This is a genomic window from Niastella sp. sgz303648 (assembly GCF_059587045.1).
On record NZ_JCAPSW010000011.1, the window covers coordinates 178388 to 193777 of the forward strand.

The following is a 15390-nucleotide window of genomic DNA, read 5'->3' on the forward strand; positions in this document are numbered from 1 at the left end:
TTTACAGACGTGCCTCTCCAAAAAATAACCCTAAACCGGTATAGTTGGATTTGAAACTAAAAGATGCAGGGAAGGGTGCAGTTGATTTGCATTTTATTGGCTCAGGAAAAGAAAATCTTTAATTGAAGCAGTTGGCAGGTTGTTCTTGGAATGGAGGAAAATCCGAAATTGCGTGCTCAAACTACAATTAAACAGCCGTACCGGAAAACAGTTAAATATGATACTACAAACGGCTAATGGTTATCCCGAAGCGGTGCTTCTGGGCCGCATTCAAAAAGTTGGAAGAAACACTGCGCTATGCCTGAAACGAAAGCTGCTGCAAATGTCTTATGCCACTCTTTTGCGTTTAAGGTTTAGGAAATATCTATGATGGCAAACACTTTTAAAACAGTTTGATATGTTGAGTTGAGTATATAACCCGATGCTAACGAGTTCGTCAAATCGGCAAATAATATTTAGGCGTTTATATTGGCATTATCATAGCTAATTATCACCTATTATTTCCGGTAATGGCTGAAATTTTCTTAAATAACTCAGCTTGATTAAAAGGTTTATCCAAATAATCATTCACTCCTGCTTCAAAGGCTTTGTTTTTAATATCTTTTGTAGTTGATGCTGTGAGAGCAATGATGGGAAGGTGTTTAAATCTTTTGCCTTCCAGTTTTCTTGTTTCAGCAGTGGCTGAATATCCATCCATATTCGGCATCTCCAAATCCATTAATACAAAATCATAGTTATTATTCATAATCATTTCTAAGGCAGAAACGCCATCTTCGGCTTCGTCACAAATTACTTTCCATTGCGATAATATTTCTTTTACTAATACCACGTTGAATATATTATCATCAACGATTAATGCTTTCAAGCCGCTTAAACTTTCTTGCTCCGAATAAGGATATTGATTTATTTCATCTACCTTTTTTTCTGAACCATTTTTGAACGATAGTGTAAAATAGAAAACAGCCCCTTTTCCATCCTCACTTTTCAAATAGATTGTACTTCCATGTAATTCGATCAGTCGTTTTGTAATGGTTAACCCCAAACCGGCACCACCATATTTTCTGTTCGTATTAGAACTGACTTGGGTAAAACTCTCAAAAATTAATTGCTGTTTTTCTTTTGGAATGCCAATACCTGTATCGGATACTTCAAAATCAAGAATAGTTGTATTATTCTCCCTTTTGTTAAGTTTTACCGAAATAACCACTTCACCACGCGAAGTGAACTTTACACCATTATTAACCAGATTGGTTATTATTTGGCCGAGACGTACTGCATCACCCTTTATAAAGTCAGGAATATCATTATCTATTGCTAATTTTAGTTGAATCCCTTTCTCGTTTGCTTTTTGCAGAAAAGCCCCTGTTAAACTTTTTAACAGGTCCTTAATATTAAATTCAACTTCTTCAAGTGCTATTTTGCCTTCCTCTATTTTTCTGAAGTCAACTATATCATTAATAAGGGTCAAAAGATTTTGAGCCGAATACTCTAAAGTTTTGAGATGTTTCTGCTGGTTAGGACGTGGATTGCTCTGTAACAACAGGTGAGCAAACCCAATAACCGCATTTAGTGGAGTTTTTAGCTCATGGCTCATAATAGAGAGGAATTGGGTTTTAACCTGGGTGGCCTCTTCCATAGCGATCTTCTTTATGGTTTCCTCATTTTCCTTATGCCCGGTGATATCCATGAACATACCATGAAATACCATTACACCGTTTTCAACCCAGGGTTTTGCATGACCACAGATCCATTTATATTTTCCTGATGGTAACTCCAGACAATCTTCCCAGTACCAGGCAGTTTGATCAACTAAAGAATACTGCAGGGTATGCCAAAAGAATTTCAATTTGCCAGGCCGCAGTAGGGTTAAAAATGGAGACGCATCTTTTAATAAACATTCCGAAGGTAATTCCAGTAGTTGCTGTATACCGGCACTTACATACTGGAATTTTATTTCAAATAGAGGGTTGTATGCAAATTGAAATAAAACCGCAGGAATGCTTTCTTCAATTTTCCGCAAATCTCTGTCAGGATATTTGGTTGGGATATTATGTTGCATAATTGGCCTAAAACGTATCTTTGTTTAACCAAATATGTTTATATAACATGATTTTCATCATGTTATATAAAACACTTGTTTTCAGCCAAGTATTTCCATTTATTGTTATTTTAGCCAGGTTTGCTGCTTTTCTTAAATTATTAAAGAATGGTATTGGTATTTGATAATTATCAAAAAGTCAAAATAATTTTGATCAATATTTCGATGTTTCTACACCGTTATACCCTACTCTTGAAGGTTATTCCATCCTTATTTGTTTTGAAAATTAAAGCCTGAAAACTTTCGAAAATATTAGGACTAAGAATTATGTTGGCGTACTCAGTGGCCTCAGCACCAGCGATGCCAACAACCTGGGTTTTGCCAAAACCTATCCGGCTCCTTTTAGTGCTTTACATATTTTTTCGTTTTGTTAAATACCCGAATCCTGTTTGCGCCTCTTGCATACTTGCAGAAACATGATCAACACGATCTCACCCAATGAAGCAGCCAATATAAACCCTGAATACATAAACACACGTAATATCGGGTAAACCGGCACCATGATTTCGGCGAAAGAGGTTTTAACCGAAGAAGCCGTTTTAAAACCTTTAATCAATCCGGCGATAATGAGTGATGCCCAGAAAATGAGCAGACTGGCTTGCGAAATCCAGTACCCGGCATTGAACCAATTGTACTTGTGCTGATCATCCCTGAAAGATAAACCGGTCATATAACTGAAACTGGCCAGCAGTATCATCGTATTGATTCCAATGGTCGTTCCCATGGCATGCGCTACGGTGACATGGGTGCCATGGGTATATCTGTTAATGGCAGGAATTGACATCAGTAAAGCCAGCACCAGGTTTAGAAATACCCAGCATTCAGAAGCTAATAAAAACCTGTAAGTGGCGAGATGGTGGAACCTAAGGTGCTCTTCCAGTTTTTTGCGGAAGCTCCGGAGAATACTGATCACCAGCACCCATTCTGTCATGCTGATACCATAAGCGATATCCCTCACCCATGATGCCGTAGGAACATTGTATATATGATGCCCCCAATTAAAGATAAGGTTGGCGAGCCCCAGGAAATAAGAAGCATAAGCCTTCCCTGAGTAAGCGATCTTTTCATTAGCACTGATTTTCGCCATGAGAAAAATAGCTGTTCCATACACCATCTGATTCCAGGCGCCTACCATCGATCCGTTCGACTTCCATTGTACGGTCATCTCTTTGGTGAACGATTCTCTGAACCAGGGTATATGCCATAGGTTTTGTTCAATGAAAGTGAAAAGAAAAAACAGTATGCCCGTCGACCACATCCAGACGTAAACAGGTGTTTGCCGTCCGGTTAAACGGCTGCCCCCAAAAAAAGCAGCTATTAACAATAACCAGGCGATCAATAAAAATATATTCAGTATAGGGGGGAACTCCCAGTATTCACGACCACCAAATTCTTTTAACGAATAGGAAATGAAAATAGCTACAATGGTAATCATCCATATTACTATGAAACCGGAGAACAGCTTATTATTTTTCTGTTGGCTGGCAAAGTAGTTCGATTTGTAATAATATATTCCGGTAGCCGCAGCCGTAATGATCCAGAATAAGCCGCCGGAAACGTGAATGGGTCTCACTTGCTGAAAGGGTAAACTACGACCCACTGTATCGGGGGCCCAGAATGAAAGCATTGAAATAACACCAAAAAGAAGGCAAACAAACAACAAGGTCAAAGCAAAACCGGTTAAAATCCTGTATTTAAGAGCCATATTAAGTTTTCTATAGTTTATAGTTTCCAACGACTGTAACTTTATCTAAGGGAACCCTAGTATTCCCACTTTGATCAACCCATTTTAAAAAGGCAATTATATACGAAATGTCGCTGTCTGATAATCCGAGATTAGGCATTTTCTGTGTGCCATTTTTAATAAATGCATAAGCATACATCGACCTTTTAGCCGGATCAGACATCAAATTGGTAAGATCGGGCCCCATGTATCCACCCAATCCATATAATTGATGACATTCCTGGCAGTTATTAGATTGCCATACTGCCAAACCCTTTAATGCATCGGCCGGAGGCCTTATTTCTGATTGGTTGCTGTAGAAATAAACAAGAAAAGAATAAATAAAATAAGTGAGTATTAATAAAGCAAGAACACGTTTGACCATACAGTATTTTGATCTTTAAGAGCCCGAAGCTATACTCATATGCGATTATGGGTAATGAGAACAAGTATGTATGGTACTGATTTTGATCATTGTCCATTTATTTAGTAGACTTAGCAATTGCCTCTAAAGAAAATATCTGGCAGGTATATAAACTGATAAGGTATTCATCAATATCTGTTTCAATAACATTGTTAAAAATATTGATGACAATCATTTAAAAGAGTGCTCCGGAGCAAGGGAGAGTCATGCTTAGCTACGTGGTATAGATTGACATTGGCCCTTACCTGTTATGTCCTATTAAGTTGGGATATTTTCCGGTTTTAAAAACCGCCTCTTTTTTGTTTATTTGTGCAGCGGTTATACAATCCCTTCAAAAATATGAATACCAATTTTCAACCCCTCATTCAGCAATACAAATCCGACAACGAATCAGTGTATAATACCTGGTTTATTAATAACGATGATCGACTTAAAGCGTTTCGCTCTATTCGCAGAGGCGTTATGCAGGTAATAGACGACATAAAATGCAAGCGGTTTCCGAATGATTTTAAAGGGTCTTCTCTTGAATTTGTCCTTTCCTGCATCACAGAGCAAAAGCAGGTGTTTGAAGGAGCCGCCCATCCCTTTTACTGGAAACCGAAATTGCGTATCCCGGATATTTATGAAAATGACGCTAATAAACAGGCTTTCGGTCAATTCCTGGAAAACTGCCTGAATGCAAAAACAGAAGATCAGATTATTAGGGAAATAATCAGACTGGATAGTTATAAAATAAAAGGACTTGGTCCGGCGGTAGCCAGTATCCTTTATTTCCTGCACCCAACTATTATTCCACCCTTTAACACGGCAATCATCAATGGCTTCAATTTTTTGTTTAAAGACAAAAAAAAATTAGGTAGCTGGTGCGAATATTTAAAATTAAGAGAAGTATTAATTGATACGAACAATCAATACCGTTCGGAACTTTCATCAGATTTGGGAGCTATTGCGGGTTTGTTGTTTGAAATTGGTTCACAAAAATTGATATTGGGATCTGATGAATACCTCTCTGAAGATGAAAGAAGAAAATTAGAAAAGGCAATGGAGAAACGACACAAGGAAGTTCAGAATGAAAAGGATGAAGAAGATTTACATACAGAAATGCAATACCATTTACTGAAAATTGGCCATGCTTTGGGTTATGATGTAATTGCAGCTTCCAATGACAGGTCTAAAAGCTGTAATGGGCAAAGCTTCACTTTCATCAGTTTGCCTTCTTTTCCATCGGTTAACTGTGAAAAGGACGTATTAAATACGATTCAGTTGATTGATGTATTATGGTTTCAGAAGGGAACAAATAACGTAATAGCAGCTTTTGAAGTAGAAAAAAGTACCAGTATCTATTCAGGTATTCTTCGCCTTACGGATTTGTCTTATACTATAGCCGATGGTGATGAAGTACTTTACCTTATTGTGCCGGGTAGCCGGGAAAAAGATGTCAAACTTCAATTGACGAGGCCAGCCATTAAGAGTAATAGTGTTCCCATCAAATACATTTTATTTTCTGATCTGAAACAGCATTGCGATGCACTGTGCAAATTTGGAGATAGTCACATGATAATGGAGAAAATCGCAAAAACAGCATAATGCGTTTAAAATAAAGCAATGTAGATAGCTGCATACTTCAGGCCACAAGCTACTTTCCGGTCATTTGTTCCCTTCCAGGTATGATTAAAGTCATAATGACTTCTAATGGTAGTCATCTTTTTCTGTTGCCGGCTAAAATAGCTTTATGTAAGCCTAAAACTGTCACAGTGAACAAATTATTCGCCATATTTCTTCTTACTATTTATTCAAGCAGTGCGGTTGGAGTGGCTGTTAATTATCATTATTGTCACGGAAGCCTGGCAAATATATCATTGCTGAGCTTTGATAAGCTGAAAGGTTGCAAGTGTAACCCTTTGAGTACGCCAAAGCAATGCTGTAAAGATAAACTGCAATACCAGAAATCAGACAATCACCGACCAGGCCAAGCTGCACTCATTTATAATCAGGTTATTTACTCTACTGAAGCGAATTTTCCGAATTCCTATGACTTATTCTTCCGGCCCTGTTTAGGTAGTGCAATATTCATTTATTGTGCCCCACGAAGTACTTCGCTACCCATTTTTCTCCTCAACAGAACTTTCAGAATTTGATTTTGGGAGACATTTTATTACTATGAAATGCTGACTGGATAATATTATCCTGTAAATGCTTTTTTTCAAATCAAAGAAAAATGGTTGCCTGATTTCGATATATTAAAAGGGCAAAAACATCACAATTAAAATATTTAAATAATGAAAAAGATATATTTTTTACTGATACTGGCAGGTAGCCTGCTGGTTACACAACATTCGATAGCACAAAAGGAAAAAGTGACTTCGAAAATAGCTACTAAAGAAAAAGGATACACCGTCATTAATGCGGGTGAATCCATTATTATTTATAAGTATGTACACCGGGCACATTCCCCTAAAGAAGCAGAAAAATATGCACCCAAATATTTTTTTACTACCAGTTCTTCCAATGTACTGCAACCGCTTACAAAGGAAAATCTGAAAAAGGCATTTCCCAATAATCATCCGTTTCATGATGCACTGGATGCAACCTTTAAAGAAGATAAAGAATTGACCAATTATGATGATTTCCACAAAATATATAAAGTGAACTGGCTTTTAAAGCAGCATTCATAAAAAAATAAGCCCTGTTGCATCTGGCAATGGGGCTAAATATTTTTAACATAAGGAAAATGTCAGGAAAAGAAACAAACTGGTACGTCATTACAGGCGGGCCGGGGGCCGGTAAAACCACAACCGTCAATTTATTGAAGGCAAGAGGATATAAAACAACTATTGAACATGCCAGGCATTATCTCGATACTCAATTGATTAACGGGCAAACTGTAGAAGAAGTCAGAAAACATCAGAAAGAATTTCAATCCGGCGTTTTGGATATGCAGATTGAGCAGGAAAAATCAATTTCGCCCAATGATCTTCTGTTTCTCGACAGAGCAATTCCTGATGCACTTGCATACTACCATTTTCTGAATCTTCCTGAAGATGAAAAGTTATTGAAAGCAATTAGTACAGTTTCGTATAAGAAGATCTTTATTCTTGATTGTCTTCCATTCGTTAAACATTATGCCCGTACGGAAGATGAAGCGGCATAAAAAAAGATTCATGAATTACTTACTGAAGTGTATAGTTCCCTTCATTTTCCAATTGTTCATGTTCCCATACTTCCTCCTGAACAACGTGTAGAATTTATCCTGAAAAACCTTTAAGTACACATAGATAGCATTTTACTAATGCACCAGAAGGAGCGTTGAATGGTAACACTAAATGAAATAAATATGAAAGAACCTGACTATTGGATGCGGTATCCGGTCATTACCAATTCACAGGAAATTGCGAATGCAATGAGCAGGGAAACCTTTTATTCATCCGGAAAACAGTATGAACTACTAAGTTTTTTGCATGATACAACTTCCCCTTGCATTCTGATTTCTCCTGGTTCCGGTGGGCATTCTTTTGTGTTTGCAGAGCTTGCATATTTAATTTATAAAAAGAGATTAAATGCTTTTGTAATGACTCGGCATGGAGGTTTTACCATAACTGAACTTATGGTAAGGCATACCGATGCCGTGAATCATTTAAAAGCCAGGTATGGAGATAATTTGCACTTATATGGAGAAGGATTAGGCGGACTTGTTATTTTTTATTTGTGTATTCAAGGTATAAAAGTTAAAAGTGTTATCTGCGAAAATTCTCCTGCTATTTTAACTGAACCAGCGTTCCATAAAGCAATGAAAGAAGATGGAAAAGCAGGTATGCGAAGAACTATATTGCTGCCCATTTTCAAGAGGCTGGTAAATATTTTTCCTTCATTACCCATTCCAATCAGGGCTTATTTGGCATGGCATGAACTAATTGATACCGATCAAAATAACAAGGCAATAGAACAAAGAATAGTTCATGCTTATGATAATGATCCTGACTTTGACAAAAGTTATCCTCTGAAAGCTGTTATGTCGTTGGTTAATACAAAACCACCTGCCACAATTGATAGGCTTACTATTCCTACATTTTTTATTCTCGCGACCAGAGGGCTGATGCCTTCCTATTTTAGAAACCTTTTTTCACGGCTAAATGTTAAGCACAAAAAGTTGCAGGAAGTAAGCGGAGGTGCGTTTTGGATGTTATCTAATCCTGATCAGGCAAGTGATCTAATTGTTAACTGGATAATTGAAATAAATGAAAACAATTCAAAAAATGATGTCTTTCAAAGCATCCCCTGAAGCAGTCTTTGATTGTATTGACGATTTAGGAGTAACCGGAATGCACATGACAGAATCATCAATGCCTATGATGGGTGGAAAAATGGAATTGGAATTTTTGACTACACATAAAACAGGTCTGCATACAAGATATCACTGGACTGGGAAAGTATTGTGGTGGAAACTGGATTTTACTGTAGAAGTAACGAAGTGGATCAGGGGCAAAGAAAAGACATGGGAAACCATTGGTGCTGCCAGTATAATCCTTTATTCATGGTTTCAGATGAATTTAAATATTGAACCGGCTTTGGATGAAACTATCGCTTGTTTATCCATTAGTTATAAACGGCCAGAGGGAGTGCTTAATAAAATACTATGTTTTCTTTTGGGTGATTGGTACTGCAGGTGGTGTTTGAACAACATGCTGAATAATGCAAAGAAAACGCTTGATCTGAAGGAAGTTCAATGATAACCAACTTAATTCTTAAAGCGGTTAATGATTCTCAGGCATTGTGAGTTATATAGATATCTGTATAGTCAGATAACGATATGACAAAAATCAGTTGAAGCATCAACCTCCATCAGTATTTTTCTATGATATTTAATGGAACTTAATGGTAAACGGATGCTATGGCGAAAATTGCCAACAGGACGAATGATAGTAACGAAATGCAAAATCTGGCTGAAATATTGAAAGCCGCGGCTCACCCACACAGATTGGCCATAATGAAATTGTTGTGTAAAACAAAAGGTGAAAAACTCACTGTTAAAACAATTTACGAAAAGCTACAACTGCAACAGCCGGTGGTATCCCGTCATCTGAATATCCTTAAAAATGCAGGTATTGTAAGACGTTTACAGGAAGGGCAAAAAATTTATTACTGCCTGTGCATGGAAAAGAAGAACATAGAATCATTGTCAGGATGTTTTTGCTGATTTTATCAGGTTGGATTTGACCATGTTTCGGGTTAACTGAGGTTAAATGATTTTTTATGATTGAAAAAATTATTTCCTGGTCAATTCATAACCGCTTTTTTGTGTGGATAGGGATTATCCTGATCGCCATTGGCGGTTTTTATGCAATCAGGGAAACACCTGTGGACGCCTTACCTGATCTTTCTGAAAACCAGGTGATCATTTTTACCGAATACATGGGGCGTAATCCAAAAATTATAGAAGATCAGATAACCTATCCCCTTGTATCTAACCTGCAGGGTATTCCACGTATCAAATCTATCCGCGCCGCATCGATGTTTGGCATGAGCTTCATTTTCGTGGTATTCAGGGATGATGTGGATGTGTATTGGGCAAGAACAAGAGTAATGGAGCGGCTTAATTATGCACAGAAATTTTTACCGCAGGGTGTAACGCCCAGCCTGGGACCGGATGGAACAGGGCTGGGACACATTTTTTGGTACACCCTCGATGCAAAGGATTATAACCTTGGTGAACTTCGGGCCCTTCAGGACTGGTATGTAAAATTTGCCCTTCAGAATGTAGAAGGCGTGAGCGAAGTGGCTTCTTTTGGAGGATTCCAAAAAGGCTACCAGGTTACGATTGATCCACACAAACTGGTGTATTATGGTGTGCCCCTAATGGATGTTACCCGTGCCGTTGCAGCCAATAACCGGGATGTAGGTGGCAGTTTATATGAAATGAATGCTACAGGGTATCTTATTCGCAGTTTGGGATACATTACCAGCCTTCAGGACATAAAAGAAATTCCAATCGGAACATATAAATCCATTCCCATCACATTGAGCGATATTTCAGAAGTTCAGATGGGTTCTGATTTACGTTTAGGTATAGTAGAAGAAAACGGAGAGGGAGAAGTAGTGGGAGGCATTGTAGTGATGCGTTTTGGCGAAAATGCCAAAGATGTAATTGAAAGGGTAAAGGCAAAAATGAAAGACATTGAAAAAGGATTGCCACAGGGAGTAAAATTCAAAGCAGCATATGACAGAAGCGACCTTATATCAGCAGCCATTGATACATTGAAAGTAGCTTTATGGCAGGAAGTATTGATCGTTTGTATAGTGGTCATACTTTTTCTTTTCAGCATTCGCAGCGGTTTGGTTGCTATTTTCTGTATTCTTCTCTCTGTACTCATAGGATTTATGTTAATGAAATTATTTGGGGTTTCGGCAAATATCTTATCTCTCGGAGGTATTGCATTAGCAATAGGTGATGTGGTAGACCCTGGCATTGTAATGGCTGAAAATGCTTACCGGTCGCTGACAAACCGGGTTCTCAAAACTCAAAAAAAATAATGGGTATGGCAGCAGAAAAAGAAATAAAAGTTAAAGAACGAATTGGTCATACCAGGGAAATTCCGGAAGATGAAAGGGTTGCTATTATTGAAGATTCTTCCAGAACAGTTGGCAGGTCGGTTTTCTTTTCTGTTATAATCATGATCATTTCTTTTGCGCCTATTCTTTTTTTGACAGGCCAGGAAAGAAAATTGTTCTCCCCGCTGGTACTTACCAAAACATTTTCGCTCATTGGTGCAGCCATCCTGGCGATCACCGTTTCTCCCATGCTCACGCGTGCTTTTATGAAATGTAAGCTGGTACCCGAAAGCAGAAACCCTGTGTCCAATTTCTTTATAACTATCTACAAACCGGTTGCAAGGCTTTGCCTGAAATGGAGAAAAACAGTACTCGCAGTATGTTTTGTTTTAATAGCAGGCAGTGTGCCATTGGTAATTAACCTGGGTACTGAATTTATGCCGCCATTGGATGAAGGTTCTTTGTTATTGATGCCGGTTACCTTACCAGACGTATCCAACTCGGAAGCCAAACGCATCATGCAATTGCAGGATAAAATCATTAAAGGCTTCCCTGAAGTAGAAAACGTGTTGGGTAAAGCAGGCCGCGCATACACTGCCACAGATAATGCGCCAATCAGTATGATAGAAACTATTATCGTATTAAAGCAAAAAAAGTACTGGCGGGACGGTATGACCAAAGAAAAACTGATTAAAGAAATGAATGAAAAAGTACAGATACCAGGTGTGGTAACAGGATGGACACAACCTATTATTAACCGGATCAATATGCTTTCAACCGGTATTCGTACAGATGTAGGAGTGAAAATTTATGGCAAAAATCTTGACAGCATTTATGAGATTTCAAGAAAAGTGGAAGCATCATTGAAAGGCATCAGAGGGCTGGAAGATTTATATGTTGAACAACTCACCGGTGGAAAATATCTTGATATAAAAATCCGCCGCCATGATGCAGCCCGGTACGGGTTAAATATTGATGATGTGAACATGGTGATTGAAAGTGCATTGGGTGGCATGATTCTGACGACAACTGTGGAAGGAAGAGAACGCTTTAGCGTAAACCTGCGGCTGGCTCAGGAATTCAGGAATGATATTGATGAGATCAAACGCATACCCATCCAAACCATGAAGTATGGCGTTATTCCACTTTCGGCAGTGTCAGATGTAAAAGTATCAGAAGGCCCGCCCATGATTAATTCTGAAAATGCCATGCTGCGCGGTACTGTTCTATTCAATGTACGTGGCCGTGATATGGGCAGTGTGGTAAATGAAGCAAAACAAAAAATTGAAGAAACATTTAAGCAATTACCGCAAGGGTATTATATAGACTGGAGCGGACAGTATGAAAACCAGGTGAGGGCACAAAAACGGTTGAAAATCATTATCCCGATTGTAATGCTGGTTATTGCTTTTATTTTATACATCACATTTCATTCTTTTAAAGCGGTAGCGATTGTTTTTATCAGTATACCTGTTGCCCTGATGGGTGGGGTATATTCTCTTTATTACTATCATGTTAATTTCTCGGTAGCAGTTGCCGTTGGGTTTATTGCGCTGTTTGGTGTAGCCGTGGAAACGGGAGTTCTAATGATAGCTTATCTGAATGATTCTATAAAAAAACTGGTTGAGATAAGAGGCAACGGCCCTCAAAACATAAGCAATGATGAACTGAAGGAGACATTTTTATTTGGTGCTACCCAGCGCGTGCGCCCGCTGCTGATGACTGTATTGGCTAATGTAATCGGACTAATTCCGGTATTGGCTTCTACAGGTACCGGCAGTGATGTTATGAAGCCCATTGCTATACCTTTTGTGTTTGGCCTTATTACGTCCACGCTCTTTGTATTGATTGTGTTGCCGGTAATTTATAATCTCTTAAAAGAATGGGAATTAAAAAAACACGGCTGGCTGGCGGTTCTGGAAATCAAGGAATAGGTGTAAATAAATTATGAAAAGAAGACTTATTATATCATTTGTAATGCTGCAATTGCTGGGAATAATTGCAAATGCGCAGGATACAACCCGTTTGAGCGTACAGGATGTATTAAATGTAATTGATAAAACGTATCCGCAATTGCAATTGTATGAACTTAAAATAGCTTCTGTTCGCTCCCTGGCAGAAGGCGCAAAAGCCTGGATGCCGCCTACCGTTTCATTGGCCCTTGACCGTTTTCCTTATCGGGTTTCGATGATAAAAGAAAAAATACCTGATAACCAGGCGGGCATTATGTTATCGGTGCAACAAATGATTCCAAACCCCGGAAAATTGAATGCGAAAAAAGATTACATCTTATCCCTGGAAAATGTGCAACGTAACGATTTGGAATGGCAAAAGAATACCCTGCATCTTACAGCAAGGCTTTACTATTACCGCCAGTATATTGCTGAACAAAAACTGAAGCTGATAAAAGAATACCGGGAACTATTAAGCCTGCTCATCAAAACAGCAAAAGATAAATATGCCTATAACCAGGCAGATCTGGCTACAATCTTCAAAGCAGAAGCCTCCCTGGGTGAACTGGGAAATATGGAGATAATGTTATTTGCCCAGGTGGCAGAAAGTAATATTGGCCTTAATACATTAATGAGCCGGCAAGTAAATACCCCGTTATTGATTGACACGCTGTTAACGTTAAAAGATTACAGCAACGATTACTTGCCTGCATTGGACAACGCTCAAATTTTGAGAAATGACATACTATCGGTTCAGAGTCAGATTCAATCCATGAAGTTAAATCAACGCTTGATGGCTACCGGCTCTAAACCGGATTTCGGTATCCAGCTTGCACACGGACAGATGTTTGGAATGCCAAACCAGTTTTCCATCATGGGTATGATCACAATTCCTATTGTGCCCTGGTCATCGAAAATGTATAAATCAGAAGTAGAGTCAATGAGCTTTGAAATTGAGGCTATGCAAAAAGAAAAATCCACCATGCAATTAATGGCCGGACAGATGATTCGTGAAAAAATTACCATGCTGATGTATGAAAAAAGGCAATTGGATAATTACGATAACAACGTGTTGCCCTTTTATCGTAAGAATCTTGAAAGCAACCTGCTGGCTTACCGGCAGAACACCGGAAACTTTTTTGTATTGCTGGATGCCTGGAATATGCTGCTGATGAAAGAGCTTGAACGCTTTGATAAACTGGGACAGGTTTTCACTGTACAATCTGAATATGAATATCAAAGAGAGATTAAATAGCAATGAATGAAAAAATACCATATAGGAACAATGAGCGATTGACAAGTAATGCCTGGTTAATTATTGTGGTATTGATGATAATAATTACATCCTGTAACCAGGGTGAGGAAAAACATGATAAACATCAACCGGGTTCATCGATTAGTTTAGACAGGAGCCTGCAGCATGATTCAATGCCGGATATGAATAATACCTCGCATAAAAAGATGGAGGACGAAAACATAAATATGCCAGGTGACAGCAGTAGTCATAGTTCACATAATGCTGCACCTGATAATGTAATGCAACCCGATACAACTATAGGCGAAACTTACTGGAATACATTGCCGACTAATCGTACGGTGATTGCCCGTCAAAAAGTAGTGGAACCTGTTTTCAGTAGCATGAATTTTACAATTACAGGTAATGGATATATTGCCTTTGATACGCGTCGTAACCGTAAAGTACCGATAAGAGTGGGTGGTCGGATTGAACGGTTGTTTGTGAAATATAATTACCAATATGTGAGGAAAGGAGAAAAAATTCTTGAATTATACAGTCCGGAATTAAATACTTACATAGAAGAATATCTCTATGTGCTAAAGCAAACCAATGATACTATACTACAAAACAGGGCAAAACAAAAACTAATATTATTAGGTCTTACATCGGCGCAGGTACGACAGATTGATCAAACGGGCAAGGCATCTTTGACCGTACCTATATATAGCCCGTTTGAAGGCTACGTATTGTTTAATCCTTCTGCTTCTTCAGGTATGGGAAACACTGGTAATCCTTCCGGCAATATGGGTAGCGGCATGGGCGGTGCAAATTATTCATCACCTTCTTTTCAGGGCTCGGTATTATCCGACAACAGCATCCGGGAAGGCATGTATGTAAGCGCCAATCAAACCCTTTTTTGGGTAAATGATTTCAAAGAAGCCTGGGGCATTATTGCATTCACCAAAGAAAATGAAAAATATATTCACAGAGGACAGCCGGTAACAATAAACAGTGAACTACTGCTGCCCGATCGGCCGGTTCATACCTCTATTCAGGTAATTGAACAGGTGTACCAGGGTGAACAAAAATTCACACAGGCAAGAGTGTATATCCCTAATACATCTAAAGTGCTTAAACAAAATTCATTAATTACCGCTACTGTATCTGTTCCGGTTAAATCATTAATGGTACCGGCAACCAGTGTTTATTACCTGGGAAAAACGACAATAGTATGGGTACAGGTTGGTGTTAGCAAAGAAGGCAGTCCCGTTTTTCAATCAAGGGTGGTAAAAACTGGTCACCGTAATGACGATAATGTAGAAATATTGGATGGGTTGGCACAAAATGAAAAAATAGCTAAAGATGCCGGTTACCTCGCTGACCGTGAAACTATTATTCAATATTAAAAAC

The 15390-nt window shown here is 38.6% G+C and carries 14 protein-coding genes; 11 read left to right on the plus strand and 3 right to left on the minus strand.

From position 1 onward, the window contains the following. Nucleotides 1–490: 490 nt before the first annotated feature. From AC59IL_RS27695 to AC59IL_RS27705, 3 genes are all read right to left on the minus strand, one after another. Nucleotides 491–2059, minus strand: coding sequence for an ATP-binding protein (locus tag AC59IL_RS27695; RefSeq protein WP_496555474.1), 1569 nt, complete (start codon nt 2057–2059; stop codon nt 491–493). A gap of 409 nt (nt 2060–2468) precedes the next feature. Further along, nucleotides 2469–3803, minus strand: coding sequence for a cbb3-type cytochrome c oxidase subunit I (locus AC59IL_RS27700; protein WP_496555475.1), 1335 nt, complete (start codon nt 3801–3803; stop codon nt 2469–2471). 10 nt (nt 3804–3813) lie between these two features. Beyond that, nucleotides 3814–4206 (minus strand): c-type cytochrome, encoded by a 393-nt coding sequence (locus AC59IL_RS27705; protein ID WP_496555476.1) that lies wholly within the window; start codon nt 4204–4206, stop codon nt 3814–3816. A 378-nt stretch (nt 4207–4584) separates the two neighbouring features. On the opposite strand from AC59IL_RS27705, the gene AC59IL_RS27710 reads away from it, so the two are divergent. From AC59IL_RS27710 to AC59IL_RS27760, 11 genes are all read left to right on the plus strand, one after another. After that, nucleotides 4585–5832 (plus strand): type II restriction enzyme NmeDI-related protein, encoded by a 1248-nt coding sequence (locus tag AC59IL_RS27710; protein WP_496555477.1) that lies wholly within the window; start codon nt 4585–4587, stop codon nt 5830–5832. A gap of 95 nt (nt 5833–5927) precedes the next feature. Beyond that, nucleotides 5928–6383, plus strand: a complete 456-nt coding sequence (locus AC59IL_RS27715) for an HYC_CC_PP family protein (RefSeq protein WP_496555547.1) — start codon at nt 5928–5930, stop codon at nt 6381–6383. Between the two features lie 141 nt (nt 6384–6524). Continuing rightward, nucleotides 6525–6920: a hypothetical protein gene (locus tag AC59IL_RS27720; protein WP_496555478.1), complete on the plus strand. Its 396-nt coding sequence runs from the start codon at nt 6525–6527 to the stop codon at nt 6918–6920. Between the two features lie 56 nt (nt 6921–6976). Next, a complete protein-coding gene (locus tag AC59IL_RS27725) occupies nt 6977–7396 on the plus strand; it encodes an AAA family ATPase (RefSeq protein WP_496555479.1) in 420 nt (139 codons plus the stop codon). Nucleotides 7397–7579: 183 nt separating this feature from the next. Then, complete coding sequence (locus tag AC59IL_RS27730) at nt 7580–8524, plus strand: alpha/beta fold hydrolase (protein WP_496555480.1); 945 nt, start codon at nt 7580–7582, stop codon at nt 8522–8524. Then, nucleotides 8481–8972 (plus strand): hypothetical protein, encoded by a 492-nt coding sequence (locus AC59IL_RS27735; protein WP_496555481.1) that lies wholly within the window; start codon nt 8481–8483, stop codon nt 8970–8972. The genes AC59IL_RS27730 and AC59IL_RS27735 overlap by 44 nt, the downstream gene beginning before the upstream one ends. A gap of 161 nt (nt 8973–9133) precedes the next feature. Continuing rightward, complete coding sequence (locus AC59IL_RS27740; protein ID WP_496555482.1) at nt 9134–9439, plus strand: ArsR/SmtB family transcription factor; 306 nt, start codon at nt 9134–9136, stop codon at nt 9437–9439. Between the two features lie 56 nt (nt 9440–9495). Further along, complete coding sequence (locus AC59IL_RS27745; protein ID WP_496555483.1) at nt 9496–10773, plus strand: efflux RND transporter permease subunit; 1278 nt, start codon at nt 9496–9498, stop codon at nt 10771–10773. A gap of 5 nt (nt 10774–10778) precedes the next feature. Beyond that, nucleotides 10779–12725 (plus strand): efflux RND transporter permease subunit, encoded by a 1947-nt coding sequence (locus AC59IL_RS27750; protein WP_496555484.1) that lies wholly within the window; start codon nt 10779–10781, stop codon nt 12723–12725. A 13-nt stretch (nt 12726–12738) separates the two neighbouring features. Beyond that, a complete protein-coding gene (locus tag AC59IL_RS27755) occupies nt 12739–13998 on the plus strand; it encodes a TolC family protein (protein ID WP_496555485.1) in 1260 nt (419 codons plus the stop codon). Nucleotides 13999–14000: 2 nt separating this feature from the next. Next, nucleotides 14001–15386: a hypothetical protein gene (locus AC59IL_RS27760; protein WP_496555486.1), complete on the plus strand. Its 1386-nt coding sequence runs from the start codon at nt 14001–14003 to the stop codon at nt 15384–15386. Nucleotides 15387–15390: the final 4 nt, after the last annotated feature.

Coding starts and splice junctions, on each gene's coding strand:
- AC59IL_RS27750 (WP_496555484.1), top strand. CDS start 10,779: ATGGCAGCAGAAAAAGAAATAAAAGTTAAAGAACGAATTGGTCATACC.
- AC59IL_RS27725 (WP_496555479.1), top strand. CDS start 6,977: ATGTCAGGAAAAGAAACAAACTGGTACGTCATTACAGGCGGGCCGGGG.
- AC59IL_RS27745 (WP_496555483.1), top strand. CDS start 9,496: ATGATTGAAAAAATTATTTCCTGGTCAATTCATAACCGCTTTTTTGTG.
- AC59IL_RS27740 (WP_496555482.1), top strand. CDS start 9,134: ATGGCGAAAATTGCCAACAGGACGAATGATAGTAACGAAATGCAAAAT.
- AC59IL_RS27710 (WP_496555477.1), top strand. CDS start 4,585: ATGAATACCAATTTTCAACCCCTCATTCAGCAATACAAATCCGACAAC.
- AC59IL_RS27720 (WP_496555478.1), top strand. CDS start 6,525: ATGAAAAAGATATATTTTTTACTGATACTGGCAGGTAGCCTGCTGGTT.
- AC59IL_RS27735 (WP_496555481.1), top strand. CDS start 8,481: ATGAAAACAATTCAAAAAATGATGTCTTTCAAAGCATCCCCTGAAGCA.
- AC59IL_RS27705 (WP_496555476.1), bottom strand. CDS start 4,206: ATGGTCAAACGTGTTCTTGCTTTATTAATACTCACTTATTTTATTTAT.
- AC59IL_RS27730 (WP_496555480.1), top strand. CDS start 7,580: ATGAAAGAACCTGACTATTGGATGCGGTATCCGGTCATTACCAATTCA.
- AC59IL_RS27695 (WP_496555474.1), bottom strand. CDS start 2,059: ATGCAACATAATATCCCAACCAAATATCCTGACAGAGATTTGCGGAAA.
- AC59IL_RS27715 (WP_496555547.1), top strand. CDS start 5,928: ATGACTTCTAATGGTAGTCATCTTTTTCTGTTGCCGGCTAAAATAGCT.
- AC59IL_RS27700 (WP_496555475.1), bottom strand. CDS start 3,803: ATGGCTCTTAAATACAGGATTTTAACCGGTTTTGCTTTGACCTTGTTG.
- AC59IL_RS27755 (WP_496555485.1), top strand. CDS start 12,739: ATGAAAAGAAGACTTATTATATCATTTGTAATGCTGCAATTGCTGGGA.
- AC59IL_RS27760 (WP_496555486.1), top strand. CDS start 14,001: ATGAATGAAAAAATACCATATAGGAACAATGAGCGATTGACAAGTAAT.